The organism is Citrobacter sp. NCU1, assembly GCF_010231475.1.
Classification (GTDB): domain Bacteria; phylum Pseudomonadota; class Gammaproteobacteria; order Enterobacterales; family Enterobacteriaceae; genus Citrobacter_D.
In genome coordinates, this window is record NZ_NRDO01000002.1 from 1 (window position 1) to 17,265 (window position 17,265).

Here is a 17,265-nt window from a genome sequence, read left to right on the forward strand (position 1 = left end):
AGCCACTGGAGCACCTCAAAAACACCATCATACACTAAATCAGTAAGTTGGCAGCATCACCCATAATTCAGACTGGAATCAGCACACATTGCAAGATGATCCCGTCTTACGGTTATGCTATAACACCCCACTATCTGTGACCCAGCGTTGGGTCGAAGCACCACTATCTCGGAACAGGATGCAAAAATGGTTACTTTCCACACTAATCACGGCGATATCGTAATCAAAACCTTTGATGACAAAGCGCCTGAAACAGTTAAAAACTTCCTGGACTACTGCCGCGAAGGTTTTTACAACAACACCATTTTCCACCGTGTCATTAACGGTTTTATGATTCAGGGCGGCGGTTTTGAACCGGGCATGAAACAAAAAGACACTAAAGAAGCTATCAAAAACGAAGCCAACAACGGTCTGAAAAACACCCGTGGTACGCTGGCAATGGCGCGTACTCAGGCTCCGCATTCCGCGACTGCCCAGTTCTTCATCAACGTTGTCGACAACGACTTCCTGAACTTCTCTGCTGAAAGCATGCAGGGCTGGGGCTACTGTGTATTCGCTGAAGTCGTTGAAGGCATGGACGTTGTAGACAAAATCAAAGCGGTCTCCACCGGTCGCAGCGGTATGCATCAGGACGTACCAAAAGAAGACGTCATCATCGAAAACGTGACCGTCAGCGAGTAATCGTGGCGACACTGTTTATTGCAGATCTTCATCTCTGCACAGAAGAACCGGCGATCACCGCCGGTTTTCTGCGTTTTTTAGCCGGTGAAGCGCGTCAGGCCGACGCTCTGTACATTTTGGGCGATCTTTTCGAAGCCTGGATAGGCGACGACGATCCCAACCCCCTTCACCGCGAGATAGCCGCGGCCATTAACGCGGTGGTTGATTCCGGCGTGCCCTGTTTTTTCATTCACGGCAACCGCGACTTTCTGCTCGGTCACCGTTTTGCCCGTGAAAGCGGCATGACCCTGCTACCGCAGGAAAAGGTCCTTGATCTGTATGGCCGACGCGTGTTGATCATGCATGGCGACACCTTGTGTACCGACGATGCCGGTTACCAGGCGTTTCGCGCCAAAGTGCATAAACCCTGGCTGCAAACACTGTTCCTTGCCCTGCCGCTGTTTGTGCGTAAACGCATTGCCGCCAAAATGCGGGCGGGCAGTAAATCCGCCAACAGCAGTAAATCGCTGGACATTATGGATGTTAACCCCCAGGCAGTGATCGCTGAAATGGAGAAACAGCCTGTGCAATGGCTGATTCACGGCCATACCCATCGTCCGGCAGTACATGAACTCACCATCAACGGACACCCCGCTTTTCGTGTTGTTTTAGGCGCCTGGCACCATGAAGGCTCAATGGTAAAAGTCACGCCGGACAACGTTGAACTGATCGCCTTCCCGTTTTAAATTCTCACCGCCATTCGCCGCAACTTTAACCGCGCAACCGTTTTCCTTGCCGGATTATCATGCTATTCTCTGTGGCCTCAAAAGCAGTGTGTCCCGCACCACAGGAGTTTTCAGACGCATGTCTTCCCGCAATAATCCGGCGCGTGTCGCCATCGTGATGGGGTCCAAAAGCGACTGGGCTACCATGCAGTTTGCCGCCGAAATTTTTGAAATCCTGAACGTTCCACACCATGTTGAAGTGATTTCCGCTCACCGCACCCCCGACAAATTGTTCAGCTTCGCCGAGTGCGCCGAAGAGAACGGTTATCAGGTGATTATTGCCGGTGCTGGCGGTGCCGCACATTTGCCGGGCATGATTGCCGCGAAGACGCTGGTGCCTGTACTGGGCGTTCCGGTACAGAGCGCGGCGCTGAGCGGCGTTGACAGCCTCTACTCTATCGTTCAGATGCCACGCGGCATTCCGGTCGGTACGCTGGCCATTGGTAAAGCGGGCGCGGCGAACGCCGCACTGCTGGCGGCACAAATTCTGGCGACCCATGACAACGCACTGCATCAGCGTCTGAGTGACTGGCGTAAAGCACAAACGGATGACGTGCTGGAGAATCCAGATCCGCGGGGTGCGGCATGAAGCAGGTCTGCGTGCTGGGCAATGGTCAATTAGGACGAATGCTGCGCCAGGCCGGTGAACCATTAGGCATCGCCGTCTGGCCAGTGGGACTGGACGCCGAACCTGCCGCCGTTCCTTTTCAGCAAAGCGTGATTACCGCAGAAATTGAGCGCTGGCCAGAAACCGCGCTGACCCGCGAACTGGCGCGCCATCCGGCCTTTGTCAACCGAGATGTGTTCCCCATCATCGCCGACCGCCTCACACAAAAGCAGCTTTTTGACAAACTCGCTCTTGCCACCGCGCCGTGGCAATTGCTGTCCGGGAGCCACGAATGGCCGCTCGTTTTTGACCGTCTGGGCGAGCTGGCGATAGTCAAACGCCGCGTCGGCGGTTATGACGGTCGCGGGCAATGGCGCTTACGCAATGGTGAAACCGACCAACTGCCGGATGACTGCTACGGCGAGTGTATTGTCGAACAGGGCATTAGCTTCTCCGGGGAAGTCTCATTAGTGGGCGCACGCGGGCACGACGGCAGCACCGTGTTTTATCCGCTGACGCACAACCTGCATCAGGACGGAATTCTGCGCACCAGCGTGGCGTTCCCGCAGGCCAACCCCCGACTGCAAGAACAAGCGGAAGCCATGCTTTGCGCCATCATGCAGGAATTGGGTTATGTCGGCGTGATGGCGATGGAGTGTTTTATCACCTCAGAAGGACTGCTGATCAACGAGCTGGCCCCACGCGTGCATAACAGCGGGCACTGGACGCAAAACGGCGCCAGCATCAGTCAGTTCGAGCTGCACCTGCGCGCGATTACGGGCCTGCCATTACCCACGCCGGTGGTAAACAGCCCATCGGTAATGGTGAATTTGATTGGCACTGCGCTGAATTATAACTGGCTGAAACTGCCATTAGTGCATCTGCACTGGTATGACAAAGAGGTGCGGCCAGGACGTAAGTTGGGGCACCTGAACCTGACCGACAGCGACACCGCGCGCCTTAACGCCACGCTGGAGGCCCTGGTACCCTTACTGCCACCAGACTACGCCAGCGGCATCATTTGGGCGCAAAGTAAGCTTAAATAACCCAGAAAAATGCCGGGAAATAGAACTTCTCCTTTCCCGGCCCCTCTCTCAGCGCGTAAAATCCTGCCCATTGCTGTTTTGTGTTATCAGGATCTCTCATGAACGATGGAACGGATTATCGCGCGATCCTCACCGCCGATACGCCTTTAATCGATGTACGCGCACCAATAGAATTCACGCAGGGCGCCATGCCCGCCGCCATTAACCTGCCTTTGATGAATGATGAAGAGCGCGCCGTCGTAGGCACCTGCTACAAACGTCAGGGACCCGAGGCCGCACTCAAACTGGGTCATCAACTGGTTTCCGGCGAGCTTCGCCAACAGCGGCTGGAAGGCTGGCGAGAAGCGTGTCAACAGCGGCCTACAGGCTATCTCTGCTGCGCGCGCGGCGGTCAACGCTCGCACATTGTCCAGCAGTGGCTGCGCGAGTCAGGCATTGACTATCCGCTGGTCAGCGGTGGCTATAAAGCGTTACGCCAGTCAGCAATCCGCTTCACTGAAGAACTGGTGCAAAAACCGATCATTTTAATTGGCGGCTGTACCGGCAGCGGTAAAACGCAACTGGTCCAACAACAGCCCAACGGTATCGATTTAGAGGGGCTGGCGCACCATCGCGGCTCCTCGTTTGGCCGCACGCTGCAACCGCAACTCAGCCAGGCCAGCTTTGAAAACCTGCTGGCTTGCGAGTTACTCAAGGTCGATGCGCGCCAGACGCCGCGTTTATGGGTGCTGGAGGATGAGGGCCGGATGATTGGCTCGAACCATTTGCCGGAATGTTTACGCGAGCGGATGGCGCAGGCCACTATTGCGGTCGTGGATGACCCGTTTGAGTTACGCCTTGAGCGCCTGCGTGAAGAGTATTTCGTTCGTATGCACCATGACTTTACTCACGCGTACGGCGAAGAGCGCGGCTGGCAGGAGTACAGCGAATACCTGCACCACGGACTGTCAGCCATTCAGCGTCGGCTGGGACTGCAACGATTTAAAGAACTGACTGCAACGCTCGATAGCGCTCTGGCTGAACAGCAGAGCAACGGCAGCACCGAGGCGCATTTCAGTTGGCTTGTTCCGCTACTGGAAGAGTATTACGACCCGATGTATCGCTATCAGCTCGAAAAGAAAGCAGAGAAAATCGTGTATCGCGGCACGTTTGATGACGTTGCCCGGTGGCTGAGCCGCTAAAAAATACCGGATGGCGGCAGTTGCCCTATCCGGCACACGGTTCACATCAGCGTTGTAGGCCCGGTAAGCGTAGCGCCACCGGGCACAATATCAGACTTAGAAGTCGTAACGCAGACGTACCAGGTTCATGTCACCCAGGTCGTCGGTGCTGGAAGTGAAGACGTGTTCGTAATCAACACGGAAACCATAATCCAGTTGAAAGCTTACCCCCACGCCGTTGTCGGTACGCAGATAATCACGCCCATTCACGTATTCAATACGATCGCCCATAAAGTAAGGCTGGATGGATTTCACCGCATACTGACCAATTGGGAATTTATACCCCGCAAAGTATTCCAGACCCCACGCATCACCAGCAAAGTAATCATTCACAGACACTTTTTTAGTGGTCATAAAGTTCTGATACCAGCCGCCGCCCATGGAAAACGTCCAGTTGTCAGGCGTCCAGCTTAATGCCGTACCGACGATGTTCTGGTCGTAGGTTTTGCTGCCATCGCCACGCATTTCCGCGCGGGTGTAGTTCCACGCCGTACCCCAGGTCAGATCGTCAGTGATGTGATAATCCGCCCCCAGAGAGCCACCGCCTTTACGTTTGTATTTCAGGCCATTGTTCGGGTTGTAGTCGTCGCTGAACAGATAAGAGGCGTAGAGATCAACATCCCCCACCGCTTTCTTATATTTCAGAGATTTACGGGTACGGTACGAACCATCGTAGTCGCCGTTAATCCCGTTACCCGGCGCCTGACCTATCATGTCGTAGTCCCAGATATCGGTTTTCGCCCCGACCACATCATAGTAAATACTGTTCTGTTGACCGAAGGTCAGCGTACCCCAGGTATCACTTTTCAGACCGGTGTACAGCATACGGCGGGTCGTGTCGTGGGCGCCCTCCGCATAGTGGTTGTCCCAGTTGAACATCGCCGGGAAGTTCACGCCCAGCTCGTAGTAGCTGACCCAGCTAATGTCATCAAACAGGTAGTAATCGGCCGCAAAACGAAAACGGGTACCGCCATCAAACCCATTACGTTTATACCCATTCGCACCGTCATCGCCAGCCATATTCTGGAACTGCGGACGAATACTCCCGCCGACGGTGAAGTTGAGACGGCTCAGAGGATTACCCGCCTGAGGATCCTGTTTCAGAACCGTGATTTCCGCCTGCGAGGCGAAAGACGTCAATGCCACTGCTGCGCCGATCGATGCCGCCAGCGCTGTTGTTTTTATAATCATTATTTTTCCTTGATAGATTTCCCCTGCAAAATTCACGCGACGGACAGACGCACACGCGTCGCCAGCCGACATGAGTTCTGACGGAGATAGCCTGCTAATTATTCAGTATGCAAATATTAACTTTTATTGATACTGCTGTGTTGGCGGGTTTTTAATGATTTGTGCTACTAAATATCAAGGGGTTATCAATTCGTGCCACATAATGAGTACGCGCCAGTATAAAACCCGGCGCGTAATCATTACTAATATGAATTAATTACTGAACTGACGGAACAGCGCTTTACCTTTTAAAAGACGCACGCCTAGCCATCCGCCGCAAACGGAGAGTAACAGTGCGCCACAAAATGGCAGCACAATCCACAGTCGCCAGTCAGGCTCCCACGGGAAGTCAAAAACGCGGGTTTGCAACACGGCCAGCGCCGTTTCCGCGCCAATGGCCGCGACCAGCCCGGAAACCAATCCCAGCATGGCAAACTCGCACCACAACGTGGTACGCAGCAGTTTTTTCCCCGCGCCCAGCGTTCGCCAGACGACCAGCTCCTGATGACGCTGGCGCATACCCACCTGCACCTGCGCCAGTAACAACAGCATGCCGCAGGCGGTCACCAGCACCACCATCACCTCCAGCGCCCGACTGACCTGATCCAGTACCTGAGCCACCTGTTTCAGGATCGCGCCAATATCCAGCAGGCTGATGGTGGGAAACTCGCGGTTCAGCTGCGTCAGCATGCCATTGCCGTTCTCCCAGCGAAAACTGGTGAGCCAGCTTTGTGGTTGCCCATCCAGCGCGCCAGAGGGGAAAATAAAGAAGAAATTGGGGCGCAGACTTTCCCAGTCCACCTGGCGAAGACTGGTGACCTTCGCGCTGAATTCCTGGGTGTCGCCCATAAAGGTTACGGAATCCCCCAGCCTGATATTCAGGCGTTTCGCCAGCCCCTCTTCGATCGACACTTCTCCAACCCTTGGCGGCCAGTTTCCGGCAACAATCGGATTATGGTTTGGCCGGATATCCTGCCAGGTCAGATTCAGTTCCCGGTTAAGCGCTTCATCCTGATTCCCCTCCGTGGGCTTTTCGTTAATGGCCGTCAGTCGCGCCCGCACGATGGGGTAGAACGCTTCAGGGATCACCTGATGCTCCGAGAGGAACGCTTTCAGCGGCGTTACCTGTTCCGTCGCAATGTTGATGAGAAAGTAATTCGGACTTTCCGGCGGCATTTGTTGCTGCCAGCGATCAAGTAAATCGCCGCGTAGCACCAGCAATAGCGCCAGTAGCATAAAGGAGAGCGAAAACGCGGAAAGCTGGCTCAGCGTAGACCAGGGCTGACGCAGCAGTCGACTCACCGCTAACCGTAACGGCAGCGAGGTTAATGTCAGGCCACGCAGGACATTCAGCAGCATCCAGCCTAATACGCCGCACAACAGCGCCAACACCACCGCGCCCGCCAGAACCGCCCACAGCAGCATACTGCCGCCCATTAACCCGGCAAGCAGAGCGACGACGACCAGGCTCACAACCGGAAGATAGACCTTCAACGGCCAGACATTCGCCACAACGTCACGGCGTAACACCCGCAGCGGCTGTGTCGCTAATAACAGTCGGTACGGACGCAGCCCGACCAGCAGAGAAATCACCGTCATCGTCCCCAGCGCCCACAGCCACGGCCAGGGGCTGGCGGGAGGCAACTGGGCAGGCAAAACCGGTTTGAGCAACACCATCAGCACACTTTCAAACAGCAGCCCCACACCGCCGCCCGTGATGGCAGAAAGCGCCAGTACCATTAACCACTGGCCGATGATCAGCTTACGTAATTGCGCGTGACCGGCCCCCAGCGTTTTGAGGATGGCAACCAGATCGTAGCGGCTACGGCAGTAATGGTTCATCGCGACGGCAACCGCGGCCACCGCCAGCAACAGCGTTAACAGCGCCGAAAGCAGGAGAAATTGTTGCGAACGCTCCAGCGATTTGCCCAGCGCCCCTTCGTCCTGCTCCAGTCCGTACCACCGATGCTCGGGTTTAAGTTGTGGCAACAGCCATTTTTCATAGCTGTTGAGCTGTTGCGCCGTGCCGCCAAATTTATAGCGCCATGTGACGCGGCTCCCCGGCTGTACCGCCGCCGTTTTTTCAACATCGGCGATATTCATCATCAGGCGCGGCGCCATCTGGAAAGGGTTAAAACCAGAGTCCGGCTCCTGAACCACCTCCCCGGCAATGCGCAGCGTTGCGTCGCCAACCTCAAGGGTATCGCCGATTTTCAGATTGAGTAGCGCCATCAGACGCGGAGCCAGCAGCACAAAACCGGGTTGTGGTTTTAGCCCTGGCGGGTCGGTTTGCAGTTCGCCGTACATCGGATAGACACTGTCTACGGCTTTGACATTCGCCAGTTGCGGCGTATCGCCAGCGAAAGTCATGGTGGCGAACGTCAGTTGTTCCCCCACCTTCAGCCCGAGTTTACGCGCGTGATCAATCCACGCCTGCGGCACCTCGCGAGCGCTGCGCAGCGCCCTGTCTCCCGCCATAAATTCGCGACTTTGCTGGCTGAGCCCCTTTTCCATGCGATCGCTGACCTTGCCAAGCGCCAGCACGCACGCCACCGCCAGGCTCAGCGCCAGCCAGACAATCAGCAATGACGGGGAGCGCCATTCGCGCCAGAACCAGCGTGCAATCATGCCTCCTCCTGTAACTGCCCATTGACCAGCCGCAGACGGCGGTCACAGCGCGCCGCCAACTGTGGGTCATGCGTCACCAGAATCAGTGTCGTGCCGTGTTCGCGGTTGAGGGAGAAGAGTAAATCGGCAATCTTATCGCCGGTATGCCTGTCGAGATTGCCTGTTGGCTCGTCGGCAAACAGCACGTCCGGACGCCCATTGAAGGCCCGCGCCAGCGCCACGCGTTGTTGTTCACCGCCGGAAAGTTGCGCCGGGAGGTGGTCCAGCCGTTTTCCCAATCCTAACTGTTCGAGTAGCGCTTTCGCCCCCGTGCGGCTTTGGCTGCTGTTCTCACCGCGCAACAACGCGGGCAGTTCAACGTTTTCCAGCGCATTCAGCGTGGGGATCAACATAAAAGACTGAAACACAAAGCCGACATGCTGGGCGCGCAGTTGCGCCCGCGCTTCTTCGTCCATCGTGTGCAACGGTTTTCCCACCAGACTCACTTCACCGCTGCTGCCGTCATCCAGACCGGCGAGGATCGCCAGTAAGGTGGATTTCCCCGACCCCGACTCACCAATCAGCGCGAGGGTATCGCCGCGTTTGACAACCAGTTCAACTCCGGTAAGGATGGAAAGCTCATGCTCACCCTGACCGACGGACTTCTTAAGATGATGAACTTCAACAATGTTTTCCGCTGGCATCTGCCCTTCCTGTTCCTGATTCTGTTAACCTTCCGCGCCGCCGCCGCAGATACGTTACTGATTCTGGGCGACAGCCTGAGCGCCGGATACCGCATGTCGGCCAATGCCGCCTGGCCGGCGCTCCTGCATGATAAATGGCAGACCAAAACAACGGTGGTCAACGCCAGTATCAGTGGTGATACCTCACAACAAGCGCTGGCGCGCCTGCCCGGGTTACTTCAACAACACCAACCCCGTTGGGTGCTGGTAGAACTGGGCGGCAATGACGGTTTACGCGGGTTTCAGCCTCAGCAAACGGAGCAAACGCTGCGTAAAATCTTGCAAGACGTTAAAGCCGCCAATGCCAAACCCCTTCTGATGCAAATACGTCTGCCCGCAAACTACGGTCGTCGGTATAATGAAACCTTTAGCGCCATCTATCCCAGACTCGCCACAGAGTTCGATATTCCACTCCTGCCCTTTTTTATGGAAGAGGTTTATCTGAAACCCCAATGGATGCAGGACGACGGTATTCATCCCAATCGCGACGCTCAACCGTTTATCGCCGACTGGATGGCGAAATAATTGACGCCATTAGTTAACCACGACTCGTAAATCATCGGAGATCCTGACAGGTAAAGTTATGCAAAAATCGGTCTTAATAACAGGATGTTCCAGCGGAATCGGCCTGGAAAGCGCCCTTGAACTCAAGCGCCAGGGGTTCCAAATTCTGGCGGGCTGCCGCAAACCCAATGACGTCGCTCGCATGAACAGTATGGGCTTCACCGGTGTTCTGCTGGATCTGGATTCCCCCGAAAGTGTGGACAGTGCCGCCAGAGAAGTGATCGCCCTGACCGATAATTGTTTGTATGGGATCTTCAATAATGCCGGGTACGGTGTTTATGGCCCGCTCTCAACCATCAGCCGCGAGCAGATGGAACAGCAGTTTTCCGCCAATTTCTTTGGCGCGCATCAGCTCACCATGCGTCTGCTACCCGCAATGTTGCCACACCGTGAAGGTCGTATTGTCATGACGTCGTCGGTGATGGGACTCATTTCCTCGCCAGGTCGCGGCGCCTACGCGGCCAGCAAATATGCGCTGGAAGCCTGGTCAGACGCGCTGCGGATGGAACTGCGCCACACCGGCATCAAAGTCAGTCTGATCGAACCCGGCCCCATCCGCACCCGATTCACAGAAAATGTGAACCAGACACAAAATGACCAACCGGTAGAAAACCCCGGTATCGCCGCACGTTTTACGCTAGGGCCAGAGGCCGTTGTCGCCAAAGTACGCCACGCGTTTGAAAGCGATAAACCGAAATTACGCTATCCCGTCACGATGGTGACGTGGGCCGTCATGCTACTTAAACGCCTGCTGCCAGGGCGCATAATGGACAAAATTTTGCAGGGGTGAGTTGAAGCATACGTCCGCGCCCCCATGTAAAAAGAAATATAGACAAAAGAGAGCGACTCCATGTCCGTACAGAATATTGTTAACATTAACGAATCCAATTTGCAGCAGACCCTTGAACAGTCGATGACCACCCCGGTCCTGTTCTATTTCTGGTCTGAGCGTAGCCAGCACTGCTTACAACTGACGCCTGTGCTGGAAAGCCTGGCCGCACAATATAACGGTCAGTTTATTCTGGCGAAACTGGACTGTGACGCGGAACAGATGATCGCCTCCCAGTTTGGTTTGCGCGCTATCCCAACCGTTTATCTGTTCCAGAACGGTCAACCGGTGGATGGTTTCCAGGGGCCGCAGCCAGAAGAGGTTATCCGCGAGCTGCTCGACAAAGTTCTGCCACGTGAAGAAGAACTGAAAGCGCAGCAGGCGATGCAACTGATGCAGGAAGGCAACTACGCCGAGGCGCTGCCACTGCTCAAAGATGCCTGGCAGCTCTCCAGCCAGAACAGCGAGATCGGCCTGCTGCTGGCGGAAACGCAAATTGCCCTTCGCCGCACCGAAGAGGCCGAAGCGGTATTGAAAACCATTCCATTGCAGGATCAGGATACCCGTTTTCAAGGGCTGGTCGCACAAATTGAACTGCTGAAACAAGCGGCAGATACCCCGGAAATTCAACAATTACAGCAGCAAGTTGCGGACAACCCGCAGGATGCCTCGCTGGCCGCGCAATTGGCGTTACAGCTGCATCAGGTGGGTCGTAATGAAGAAGCGCTGGAACTGTTGTTCAGCCATCTGAAGAAAGATCTCGGCGCGGCTGAAGGTCAGGCGCGTAAAACGTTCCAGGAAATTCTTGCGGCGCTGGGGACCGGTGACGCACTGGCCTCAAAGTATCGCCGCCAGCTGTACGCTCTGCTTTATTGATTGATGCCGGATGGCGCTATCGCTTATCCGGCCTACAGGATTATGCCTGTCTGTTGGCCGCCATCCGCTAACACATCACGACTTCTTCAACTGCGCCACCACCAATTGGTGGCGCGAATTGTAAAACTTCCGGTAGGTTAAATAGCAGGCGATAATGGTCGACAGGCTGGCGGTTGAGAGCAGCATAAAGGTCACCATTATCTGATATTTAATCGCTTTCACCGGGTCGATACCGGCAAAAATAAGTCCTGACATCATCCCCGGTAAACTGACCAGGCCCACGGTTTTTGCCGAATCAATCGTCGGAATAAGCGACGCGCGAATGCTGTCGCGAATAAGTCCGGCAGAGGCCATTTTCGGCGTTGCGCCAAGACTGAGCTTTTCCTGAATCTGCTGTTGTTCGCTATTAAATCGCTGCCCGAGGTTGTTGTAACACAAACCGACAGCCACCATCGCATTCCCTGCAATCATGCCGGAAATGGGGATCACCTGCATGGGCACAAATTCAATGGAGCCAGAAAGCACTAATACCGCCAGCGTTAACCCCGCGCCGGACGTAATCGCAATAAACGATGAGATAAAGGCTTTGTCGATATATTTACTGCGTTTTTGCGCGTTATACGCCGCATTAAAACAGATGAACAACACCATCAAAATGGTTAAAACAGCATGATTAACACCGAATATGTATTTTAAGACATAACCCACAACAATAAGCTGGATCACCGCCCGGCAGATACTCCAGATAATCTCTTTTTCCAGAGCCAGTTTCTCTTTGTGGCTAATCATGATCGCCACTACCACCAGCATCATCGCGAAGGCCAGAGATTCATTCGTAATATTATGCTCGTTCATAGCTTGCTTCCTGCATTTCTCCGGCATGAGGCTGGAGTGTGATCACTTTATCCGCATGGTTTATCTCATCTTTATCGTGAGTCACCCATAACACGCTGATATTTTTATCGCGGACATAATGATGGATAAGGTCGTTCACATTGCGTTTATTGCGTTCATCTAACGCGCTGGTAATTTCATCCAGCAGCAACACTTTAGGCAGAAACTGTAAATTGCGAATTAAGGCGATCCGCTGTTTCTCGCCCCCCGAAAGTTCGTTAATCCTCTTGGTCAGGATCGCTTGCGGTAATTCAACGCGCGCCAGATCGTCAGCAAAGGTATCAGGATCTGGGTGTTGATGACGGATCTGCCACGGGAAAATCAGATTATCGTATACCGTGTCGCCAAACAGCGCGGGCGTCTGGGCGCAATAAGAGACTTGCTGGCGATAGTGTTCGGGATTCAGCGTAGTTATCTCACTCCCGGTATAAAAGATCTCGCCACGGCTCGGACTAATCAACGATGCGACGATTTTTAGCAGTGTGCTCTTACCACATCCTGAAGAGCCGGTAATCAGTTTAAATTCCCCCGCCCTAAGAGTAAAACTGATGTTATTCAGAATGTTGGTAGCGCCAACCTGATATCCCACCCGTTTTAGCTGGAGCAAAATGCTTTCTTCTTTCATTACGCATCCGTTTTTCATGTTTCTGGCAAAAATGTAGTGTATCCCTCTAATGACCAGGAGGTAACTCACTATGATTAATCAGGTATAATTAGTTCACGGAGACAATAAAAATCGTTTTTGACATGGACAACACTACAGGAGGTTTATCGATGCTTATCTTTATCCCGATTCTTATTTTTGTCGCACTGGTGATTGTCGGTGCTGGCGTCAAAATCGTACCGCAGGGGTTCCAGTGGACCGTAGAGCGGTTTGGCCGCTATACCAAAACGCTGCAACCGGGCCTGAGTCTCGTCGTGCCATTCATGGACAGGATTGGCCGAAAAATCAATATGATGGAACAGGTTCTCGACATTCCATCGCAGGAAGTGATCTCGAAAGATAACGCCAACGTTTCGATTGATGCGGTCTGTTTTATCCAGGTGATTGATGCGCCGAAAGCCGCCTATGAAGTCAGTAATCTGGAGCTGGCGATCATCAATCTGACCATGACCAACATCCGTACCGTGCTGGGCTCCATGGAGCTTGATGAAATGCTCTCCCAGCGCGACAACATCAATACGCGCCTGTTGCACATTGTCGACGAAGCCACCAACCCGTGGGGGATCAAAATTACCCGCATTGAAATCCGCGATGTACGCCCACCGACAGAACTAATTGACGCAATGAATGTGCAGATGAAAGCGGAACGAACCAAGCGCGCCAACATTCTGGAGGCTGAAGGCATCCGTCAGGCGCAGATCGTCAAAGCCGAGGGTGAAAAACAGGCGAAGATTTTGAAAGCGGAAGGTGATCGTCAGTCGGCATTTTTACAGGCAGAAGCCCGCGAACGTTCCGCCGAGGCGGAAGCCCGCGCCACGCAAATGGTGTCTGACGCGATTGCCTCCGGGAACATTCAGGCGGTCAACTATTTCGTGGCGCAGAAATACACCGAAGCGCTGCAACAAATCGGTTCGGCTAACAACAGTAAAGTGGTGATGATGCCGCTTGATGCCAGCAGTCTGATGGGCGCCATTGGCGGGATCACCGAACTGATTAAGGACAGCGCCAGCGAACGGAAAAACCCATGATAGAGATGATTCTGCTATATCCGCATCTTTTCTGGCTCAGTCTCGGCGGTCTGTTGCTGGCCGCTGAGATGCTCGGCGGTAACGGCTATCTGCTGTGGAGCGGCGTGGCGGCAGTGATCACCGGATTAACGGTCTGGCTATTTCCTTTCAGCTGGGAGTGGCAAGGCACGTTGTTTGCCGGATTAACTCTGCTGGCGGCGTGGTTCTGGTGGAAGTGGCTGACGCGGCGCGTCAGTGAGCAAAAATCGTCAGACAGCCATCTCAATCAACGTGGACAACAACTGGTTGGCCGTCGGTTTATTCTGGACACAACGCTGGTCAACGGGCGGGGTCACATGCGGGTTGGCGACAGTTCCTGGCCCGTCAGCGCCGATCAGGATCTCACTGCCGGTACGCATGTCGAAGTGATCGCTGTTGAAGGCATTACGTTGAAACTCAAATCGATATCATCAGAACAATAATCATCAGGGAATAACATTATGGCCAGGAAGACTCCTCTTACACTCGCCCTCTGCACGCTGCTGGCGGGTGCGCCGCAGGCATTCGCCTCTTTCGATATCGAGGACTGCACCTGGAGCAGCGAAAACTGCCTGCTGAAAGGCGTCCCCGTACTCACTCCCGGAAATGATACCCGCGACAACCTGCTGCGGTTATTCAGCGAAGCAAAGTCGTTCGCCCTCCCCGTGCAGTCGATGCCGGCGGATATCACCCGTTCCCGCGATTACTATTTTGCGTACCATCCGCAATGGGATGCGGTGAGCGCCCCTTCTGCGACAACTGCGATATCCAGTGACAACCCGACGCTGACTCAGCAGGCGACGGCGCTGAAAATTGATCCGGCAGAGATAGAACGATTGAGCAAAAACGACAGCGGGCTGGAAAATCGCTACGTCTCAAATAGCAGTACTGGCGTGAGTCAGTTTTTCGCTGCGCTTATCAACGACGCGGCGCTTACGCCGGAACAACGTCACGCACTGGCGCAGGCGCGCATGGCTGTCTGGGGTGGCGCCACCACAGGGCAGGTAACTGACGCGCTTTCAACGCTTCCGGCAGATTCCACCGCCCTGCTGTACAAAACCTATCTGACCGGTGCTACCTATTTCTACACCGAGGACTACACATCCGCAGAGCAGGATTTCACTGCCCTTGTGAACAGCAAAAATCCGTGGCTGGAAGAGACGGCGCAATACATGCTGATGCGTACGGCGCTGAACAAAAGTAGCCAGCACAGTACCGGCGAATATGGCGATTTTGATATCAACAAGATAGATCCGCAGTTTGCGAGTCAGGCGCAGGAAGCGGCACAGCGCTATCTGCAACGCTGGCCGCAAGGACAGTATGCCGAATCGGCACAGGGCATGCTGCGCCGTATCAACTGGTATCAGCAAGCGTGGCCGCCACTGGCGACATTGTATGAACAGACATTCCAGCAGGCGAAAGATCCTGCCGCACTGCGTCGTCTGGTGACCGAATACGATAACGTGTACGGCATGCGCTTCTATAACGCCCCATTCAAGGAAGCCTTCCCTGATGCGCTACAGGTCAGCTACATCGAATTGTTACGCGCGCTGCGTCTGAAAAGTGACAATAAACCGACGCTGACGCAAACCGACCTCGACAGCAGCAAACCGGCATTTGAGAAAGGTGGAAAAGCGTCGCTGTGGCGCAACCTGCAACTTAATCTGTGGATGGCGACCGACAACTATGCCGCTGTCCTTCAGGCTGTCACCCCCGCTCAGCAGCTCCCGGTACAGGATATTCTCGCCTTCAGCGAGCAAGTCCTGTACGGCGAAGCGCTGATGGGACAGCAACAGTGGCAAGCGGCGCGTGATTTCTGGCAACAACTGCTGAAACTCAGCAAGGATAACGAGCAACAGCAGTATCTCCAGGCAAAACTTGCCGCGACGCTGGTTTACAGCAACCAGATTAACGCGATTTTTGCCCCGCAAAGTCCGGTGACCAACCTGCGATTCCGTTCCCGGGTGCTGAAAACGCAGGCCCCACGCGAACTGTTGCGCCAGTTGGCAAGCCAGGGAACGAATAATGAAGAACGCACTATCGCCCTGCACACTCTGCTGGTGCGTGATCTCACCGAAAATCGTTTTAGCGACTGGTTAACCGATATCAAACTTGTGCAGGCGATTACGCCGCCGGTCATCGGTGAGGACTTCGACGACGTGAATCTGAGCGTCTTTGACTGGAATGGCAGCGCGGCGGATGCCGGATACGTCTGTCGCGGCCTGAGCGAAACGGTAGGCGTCCTGAGCAAAAAAGCCAACGATGCGCATGCCCTCAACTGTCTGGGCGAGTTCTTTCGCACCACGCAAACGCATGTTGATTTATGGAAAGACAACGAAGGAAACGGTGCGCTGGAGGCTGCCATCGAGCGCAAACATCCGTATGGCCAGTTTGATCGCCAGAGCTACTACCAGCAGGTTATCGCCTCACCGAAAGCGGAACCCGAAGATAAAAGCTACGCCCTTTACCGGGCTATCATGTGCTATTCGCCGTCCGGGATAAACGAGTGTGGTGGCAAAGAGGTCGATAAAGTCCAGCGTAAAGGCTGGTTCACGCAGTTGAAAACAGAGTATCCGGGTAGCCCGTGGGCACAAAAGCTCAAATATTACTGGTAGTTGCGCTGCTGACAGGTCAGTCGCAGGCGGCAGAAACCGTCAATGCCCGCGAACACCAGGCGTTCTGGCTGTGGTCTGGCGTGAAAGCCAGCGCTGACCTGAAAAATGCGCAAACGGTCTACCTGCATCAGGGCGAGGTACTGACACGCTCGGGCGAGGTGGTCTTTCAACGTCTGGGGTTGCCCGTCAGTCGCCTGACGTTTCCGACCATCTGGCTCACCGTGCGCTTTACGACGCTTGACGTGCCGGAGGCGATCCCGGCGCGGGTTGTCCACCTGATGCAGCGCTGGCAAAAAACAGGCAACCAGGTCATCGGCTTGCAGGTCGATTTTGACGCCGCCACCCATCAACTGGCGGACTACGCCCATTTTTTGCGTCAGTTGCGTCAACAGTTACCGCCGGAGTTTGCCCTTGGCGTGACCGGATTGCTGGACTGGGCGAAAACGGGGGATATTGAAACCCTCAACGCACTCCCGGTGGATGAACTGGTGGTGCAAAGCTATCAGGGACGTCATACGGTCGATAACTACGCGCACTATTTGCCGGCGCTACAGCGACTGCGCATTCCCTTTAAGCTCGGACTGGTGCAAAACGGAGCCTGGGCCCCACAGGACGAAGCGCAACTAAAGGCCTCGCCCTGGTATCGGGGTACCGTGGTGTTTATGCTCAAACAACCTGAACGTTAAGCCGGATGCTTGTCAGTTAAGAAACCCGGGAGAACCTTTCACACCAGCGAATGTTGACGTTCACTTTATGTACATTGCTTCTCTGAAATCACCCTACCTGTGAACGTGCAAGGGAGGCTCACCGCCGCCTCCCTTGCAACCCTGGCTCCCGGCGGGAAATCGTCGCTTCGCGATACATTCGCCTTATACCGTC

The 17,265-nt window shown here is 54.7% G+C and carries 17 protein-coding genes; 12 read left to right on the plus strand and 5 right to left on the minus strand.

Translation table 11 applies throughout. From position 1 onward, the window contains the following. Nucleotides 1-186: 186 nt before the first annotated feature. The 5 genes from ppiB to mnmH all read left to right on the plus strand — a co-directional run bounded on the left by ppiB (nt 187) and on the right by mnmH (nt 4,279). Entirely contained in the window at nt 187-681 is a 495-nt protein-coding gene (ppiB, locus tag CJP72_RS00100; protein ID WP_162378880.1) for a peptidylprolyl isomerase B, read from the plus strand. Nucleotides 682-683: 2 nt separating this feature from the next. Continuing rightward, a complete protein-coding gene (gene lpxH / locus CJP72_RS00105) occupies nt 684-1,406 on the plus strand; it encodes a UDP-2,3-diacylglucosamine diphosphatase (RefSeq protein ID WP_162378881.1) in 723 nt (240 codons plus the stop codon). Between the two features lie 118 nt (nt 1,407-1,524). After that, the gene (gene purE, locus CJP72_RS00110) at nt 1,525-2,034 is read left to right on the plus strand and encodes a 5-(carboxyamino)imidazole ribonucleotide mutase (RefSeq protein WP_162378882.1); all 510 of its coding nucleotides are present in this window, start codon (nt 1,525-1,527) and stop codon (nt 2,032-2,034) included. Then, on the plus strand, nt 2,031-3,098 hold the full coding sequence (gene purK, locus CJP72_RS00115) for a 5-(carboxyamino)imidazole ribonucleotide synthase (protein ID WP_162378883.1): 1,068 nt from the start codon (nt 2,031-2,033) through the stop codon (nt 3,096-3,098). The genes purE and purK overlap by 4 nt, the downstream gene beginning before the upstream one ends. A 98-nt stretch (nt 3,099-3,196) precedes the next feature. Then, nucleotides 3,197-4,279 carry a tRNA 2-selenouridine(34) synthase MnmH gene (mnmH, locus tag CJP72_RS00120; protein ID WP_162378884.1) on the plus strand — a complete coding sequence of 361 codons (1,083 nt, stop codon included), beginning with the start codon at nt 3,197-3,199 and terminating at the stop codon, nt 4,277-4,279. Nucleotides 4,280-4,375: 96 nt separating this feature from the next. On the opposite strand, the gene CJP72_RS00125 is transcribed toward mnmH, so the two are convergent. The 3 genes from CJP72_RS00125 to ybbA form a co-directional block, all read right to left on the minus strand. Then, entirely contained in the window at nt 4,376-5,509 is a 1,134-nt protein-coding gene (locus tag CJP72_RS00125) for a porin (protein ID WP_162378885.1), read from the minus strand. A 252-nt stretch (nt 5,510-5,761) separates the two neighbouring features. Further along, nucleotides 5,762-8,176 (minus strand): putative ABC transporter permease subunit YbbP, encoded by a 2,415-nt coding sequence (gene ybbP / locus CJP72_RS00130; RefSeq protein ID WP_162378886.1) that lies wholly within the window; start codon nt 8,174-8,176, stop codon nt 5,762-5,764. Next, nucleotides 8,173-8,859 carry a putative ABC transporter ATP-binding protein YbbA gene (ybbA, locus tag CJP72_RS00135; protein WP_162378887.1) on the minus strand — a complete coding sequence of 229 codons (687 nt, stop codon included), beginning with the start codon at nt 8,857-8,859 and terminating at the stop codon, nt 8,173-8,175. Before ybbA ends, ybbP begins: the two co-directional genes overlap by 4 nt. Between ybbA and tesA the strand changes: the two genes are divergently transcribed. From tesA to CJP72_RS00150, 3 genes are read left to right on the plus strand one after another with little or no spacing between them, the layout of a single operon-like run. After that, the gene (gene tesA / locus CJP72_RS00140; RefSeq protein WP_202882565.1) at nt 8,827-9,423 is read left to right on the plus strand and encodes a multifunctional acyl-CoA thioesterase I/protease I/lysophospholipase L1; all 597 of its coding nucleotides are present in this window, start codon (nt 8,827-8,829) and stop codon (nt 9,421-9,423) included. The genes ybbA and tesA overlap by 33 nt on opposite strands. Nucleotides 9,424-9,481: 58 nt before the next feature. Next, nucleotides 9,482-10,252, plus strand: coding sequence for an SDR family oxidoreductase (locus CJP72_RS00145; protein ID WP_162378888.1), 771 nt, complete (start codon nt 9,482-9,484; stop codon nt 10,250-10,252). A 60-nt stretch (nt 10,253-10,312) separates the two neighbouring features. Then, nucleotides 10,313-11,167 (plus strand): co-chaperone YbbN, encoded by an 855-nt coding sequence (locus CJP72_RS00150; protein WP_162378889.1) that lies wholly within the window; start codon nt 10,313-10,315, stop codon nt 11,165-11,167. A 75-nt stretch (nt 11,168-11,242) separates the two neighbouring features. Here the strand turns inward: CJP72_RS00150 and fetB are convergent, their stop codons facing one another. Both fetB and fetA read right to left on the minus strand, forming a co-directional pair. Next, nucleotides 11,243-12,022 carry an iron efflux ABC transporter permease subunit FetB gene (gene fetB, locus CJP72_RS00155; RefSeq protein WP_162378890.1) on the minus strand — a complete coding sequence of 260 codons (780 nt, stop codon included), beginning with the start codon at nt 12,020-12,022 and terminating at the stop codon, nt 11,243-11,245. Further along, a complete protein-coding gene (gene fetA / locus CJP72_RS00160; RefSeq protein ID WP_162378891.1) occupies nt 12,009-12,686 on the minus strand; it encodes an iron efflux ABC transporter ATP-binding subunit FetA in 678 nt (225 codons plus the stop codon). Before fetA ends, fetB begins: the two co-directional genes overlap by 14 nt. Nucleotides 12,687-12,835: 149 nt before the next feature. Here fetA and CJP72_RS00165 point away from each other — a divergent pair, with 149 nt between their 5' ends. Genes CJP72_RS00165 through CJP72_RS00180 form a run of 4 tightly spaced genes read left to right on the plus strand, consistent with a single transcriptional unit; the run spans nt 12,836 to nt 17,072 of the window. Then, complete coding sequence (locus CJP72_RS00165) at nt 12,836-13,753, plus strand: SPFH domain-containing protein (protein WP_162378892.1); 918 nt, start codon at nt 12,836-12,838, stop codon at nt 13,751-13,753. Next, nucleotides 13,750-14,214: an NfeD family protein gene (locus tag CJP72_RS00170; protein WP_162378893.1), complete on the plus strand. Its 465-nt coding sequence runs from the start codon at nt 13,750-13,752 to the stop codon at nt 14,212-14,214. Before CJP72_RS00165 ends, CJP72_RS00170 begins: the two co-directional genes overlap by 4 nt. Before the next feature lie 18 nt (nt 14,215-14,232). Further along, a complete protein-coding gene (locus CJP72_RS00175; RefSeq protein ID WP_162378894.1) occupies nt 14,233-16,386 on the plus strand; it encodes a hypothetical protein in 2,154 nt (717 codons plus the stop codon). Beyond that, nucleotides 16,356-17,072: a DUF3142 domain-containing protein gene (locus CJP72_RS00180; protein WP_162378895.1), complete on the plus strand. Its 717-nt coding sequence runs from the start codon at nt 16,356-16,358 to the stop codon at nt 17,070-17,072. Before CJP72_RS00175 ends, CJP72_RS00180 begins: the two co-directional genes overlap by 31 nt. Nucleotides 17,073-17,265: the final 193 nt, after the last annotated feature.

What these genes read in the sequence shown, in the direction of transcription:
- purK (WP_162378883.1), top strand. Translation starts at nt 2,031, where the DNA reads ATGAAGCAGGTCTGCGTGCTGGGCAATGGTCAATTAGGACGAATGCTG.
- tesA (WP_202882565.1), top strand. Translation starts at nt 8,827, where the DNA reads ATGATGAACTTCAACAATGTTTTCCGCTGGCATCTGCCCTTCCTGTTC.
- CJP72_RS00150 (WP_162378889.1), top strand. Translation starts at nt 10,313, where the DNA reads ATGTCCGTACAGAATATTGTTAACATTAACGAATCCAATTTGCAGCAG.
- CJP72_RS00175 (WP_162378894.1), top strand. Translation starts at nt 14,233, where the DNA reads ATGGCCAGGAAGACTCCTCTTACACTCGCCCTCTGCACGCTGCTGGCG.
- ybbP (WP_162378886.1), bottom strand. Translation starts at nt 8,176, where the DNA reads ATGATTGCACGCTGGTTCTGGCGCGAATGGCGCTCCCCGTCATTGCTG.
- ppiB (WP_162378880.1), top strand. Translation starts at nt 187, where the DNA reads ATGGTTACTTTCCACACTAATCACGGCGATATCGTAATCAAAACCTTT.
- CJP72_RS00145 (WP_162378888.1), top strand. Translation starts at nt 9,482, where the DNA reads ATGCAAAAATCGGTCTTAATAACAGGATGTTCCAGCGGAATCGGCCTG.
- CJP72_RS00125 (WP_162378885.1), bottom strand. Translation starts at nt 5,509, where the DNA reads ATGATTATAAAAACAACAGCGCTGGCGGCATCGATCGGCGCAGCAGTG.
- CJP72_RS00170 (WP_162378893.1), top strand. Translation starts at nt 13,750, where the DNA reads ATGATAGAGATGATTCTGCTATATCCGCATCTTTTCTGGCTCAGTCTC.
- CJP72_RS00165 (WP_162378892.1), top strand. Translation starts at nt 12,836, where the DNA reads ATGCTTATCTTTATCCCGATTCTTATTTTTGTCGCACTGGTGATTGTC.
- fetA (WP_162378891.1), bottom strand. Translation starts at nt 12,686, where the DNA reads ATGAAAGAAGAAAGCATTTTGCTCCAGCTAAAACGGGTGGGATATCAG.
- ybbA (WP_162378887.1), bottom strand. Translation starts at nt 8,859, where the DNA reads ATGCCAGCGGAAAACATTGTTGAAGTTCATCATCTTAAGAAGTCCGTC.
- fetB (WP_162378890.1), bottom strand. Translation starts at nt 12,022, where the DNA reads ATGAACGAGCATAATATTACGAATGAATCTCTGGCCTTCGCGATGATG.
- mnmH (WP_162378884.1), top strand. Translation starts at nt 3,197, where the DNA reads ATGAACGATGGAACGGATTATCGCGCGATCCTCACCGCCGATACGCCT.
- purE (WP_162378882.1), top strand. Translation starts at nt 1,525, where the DNA reads ATGTCTTCCCGCAATAATCCGGCGCGTGTCGCCATCGTGATGGGGTCC.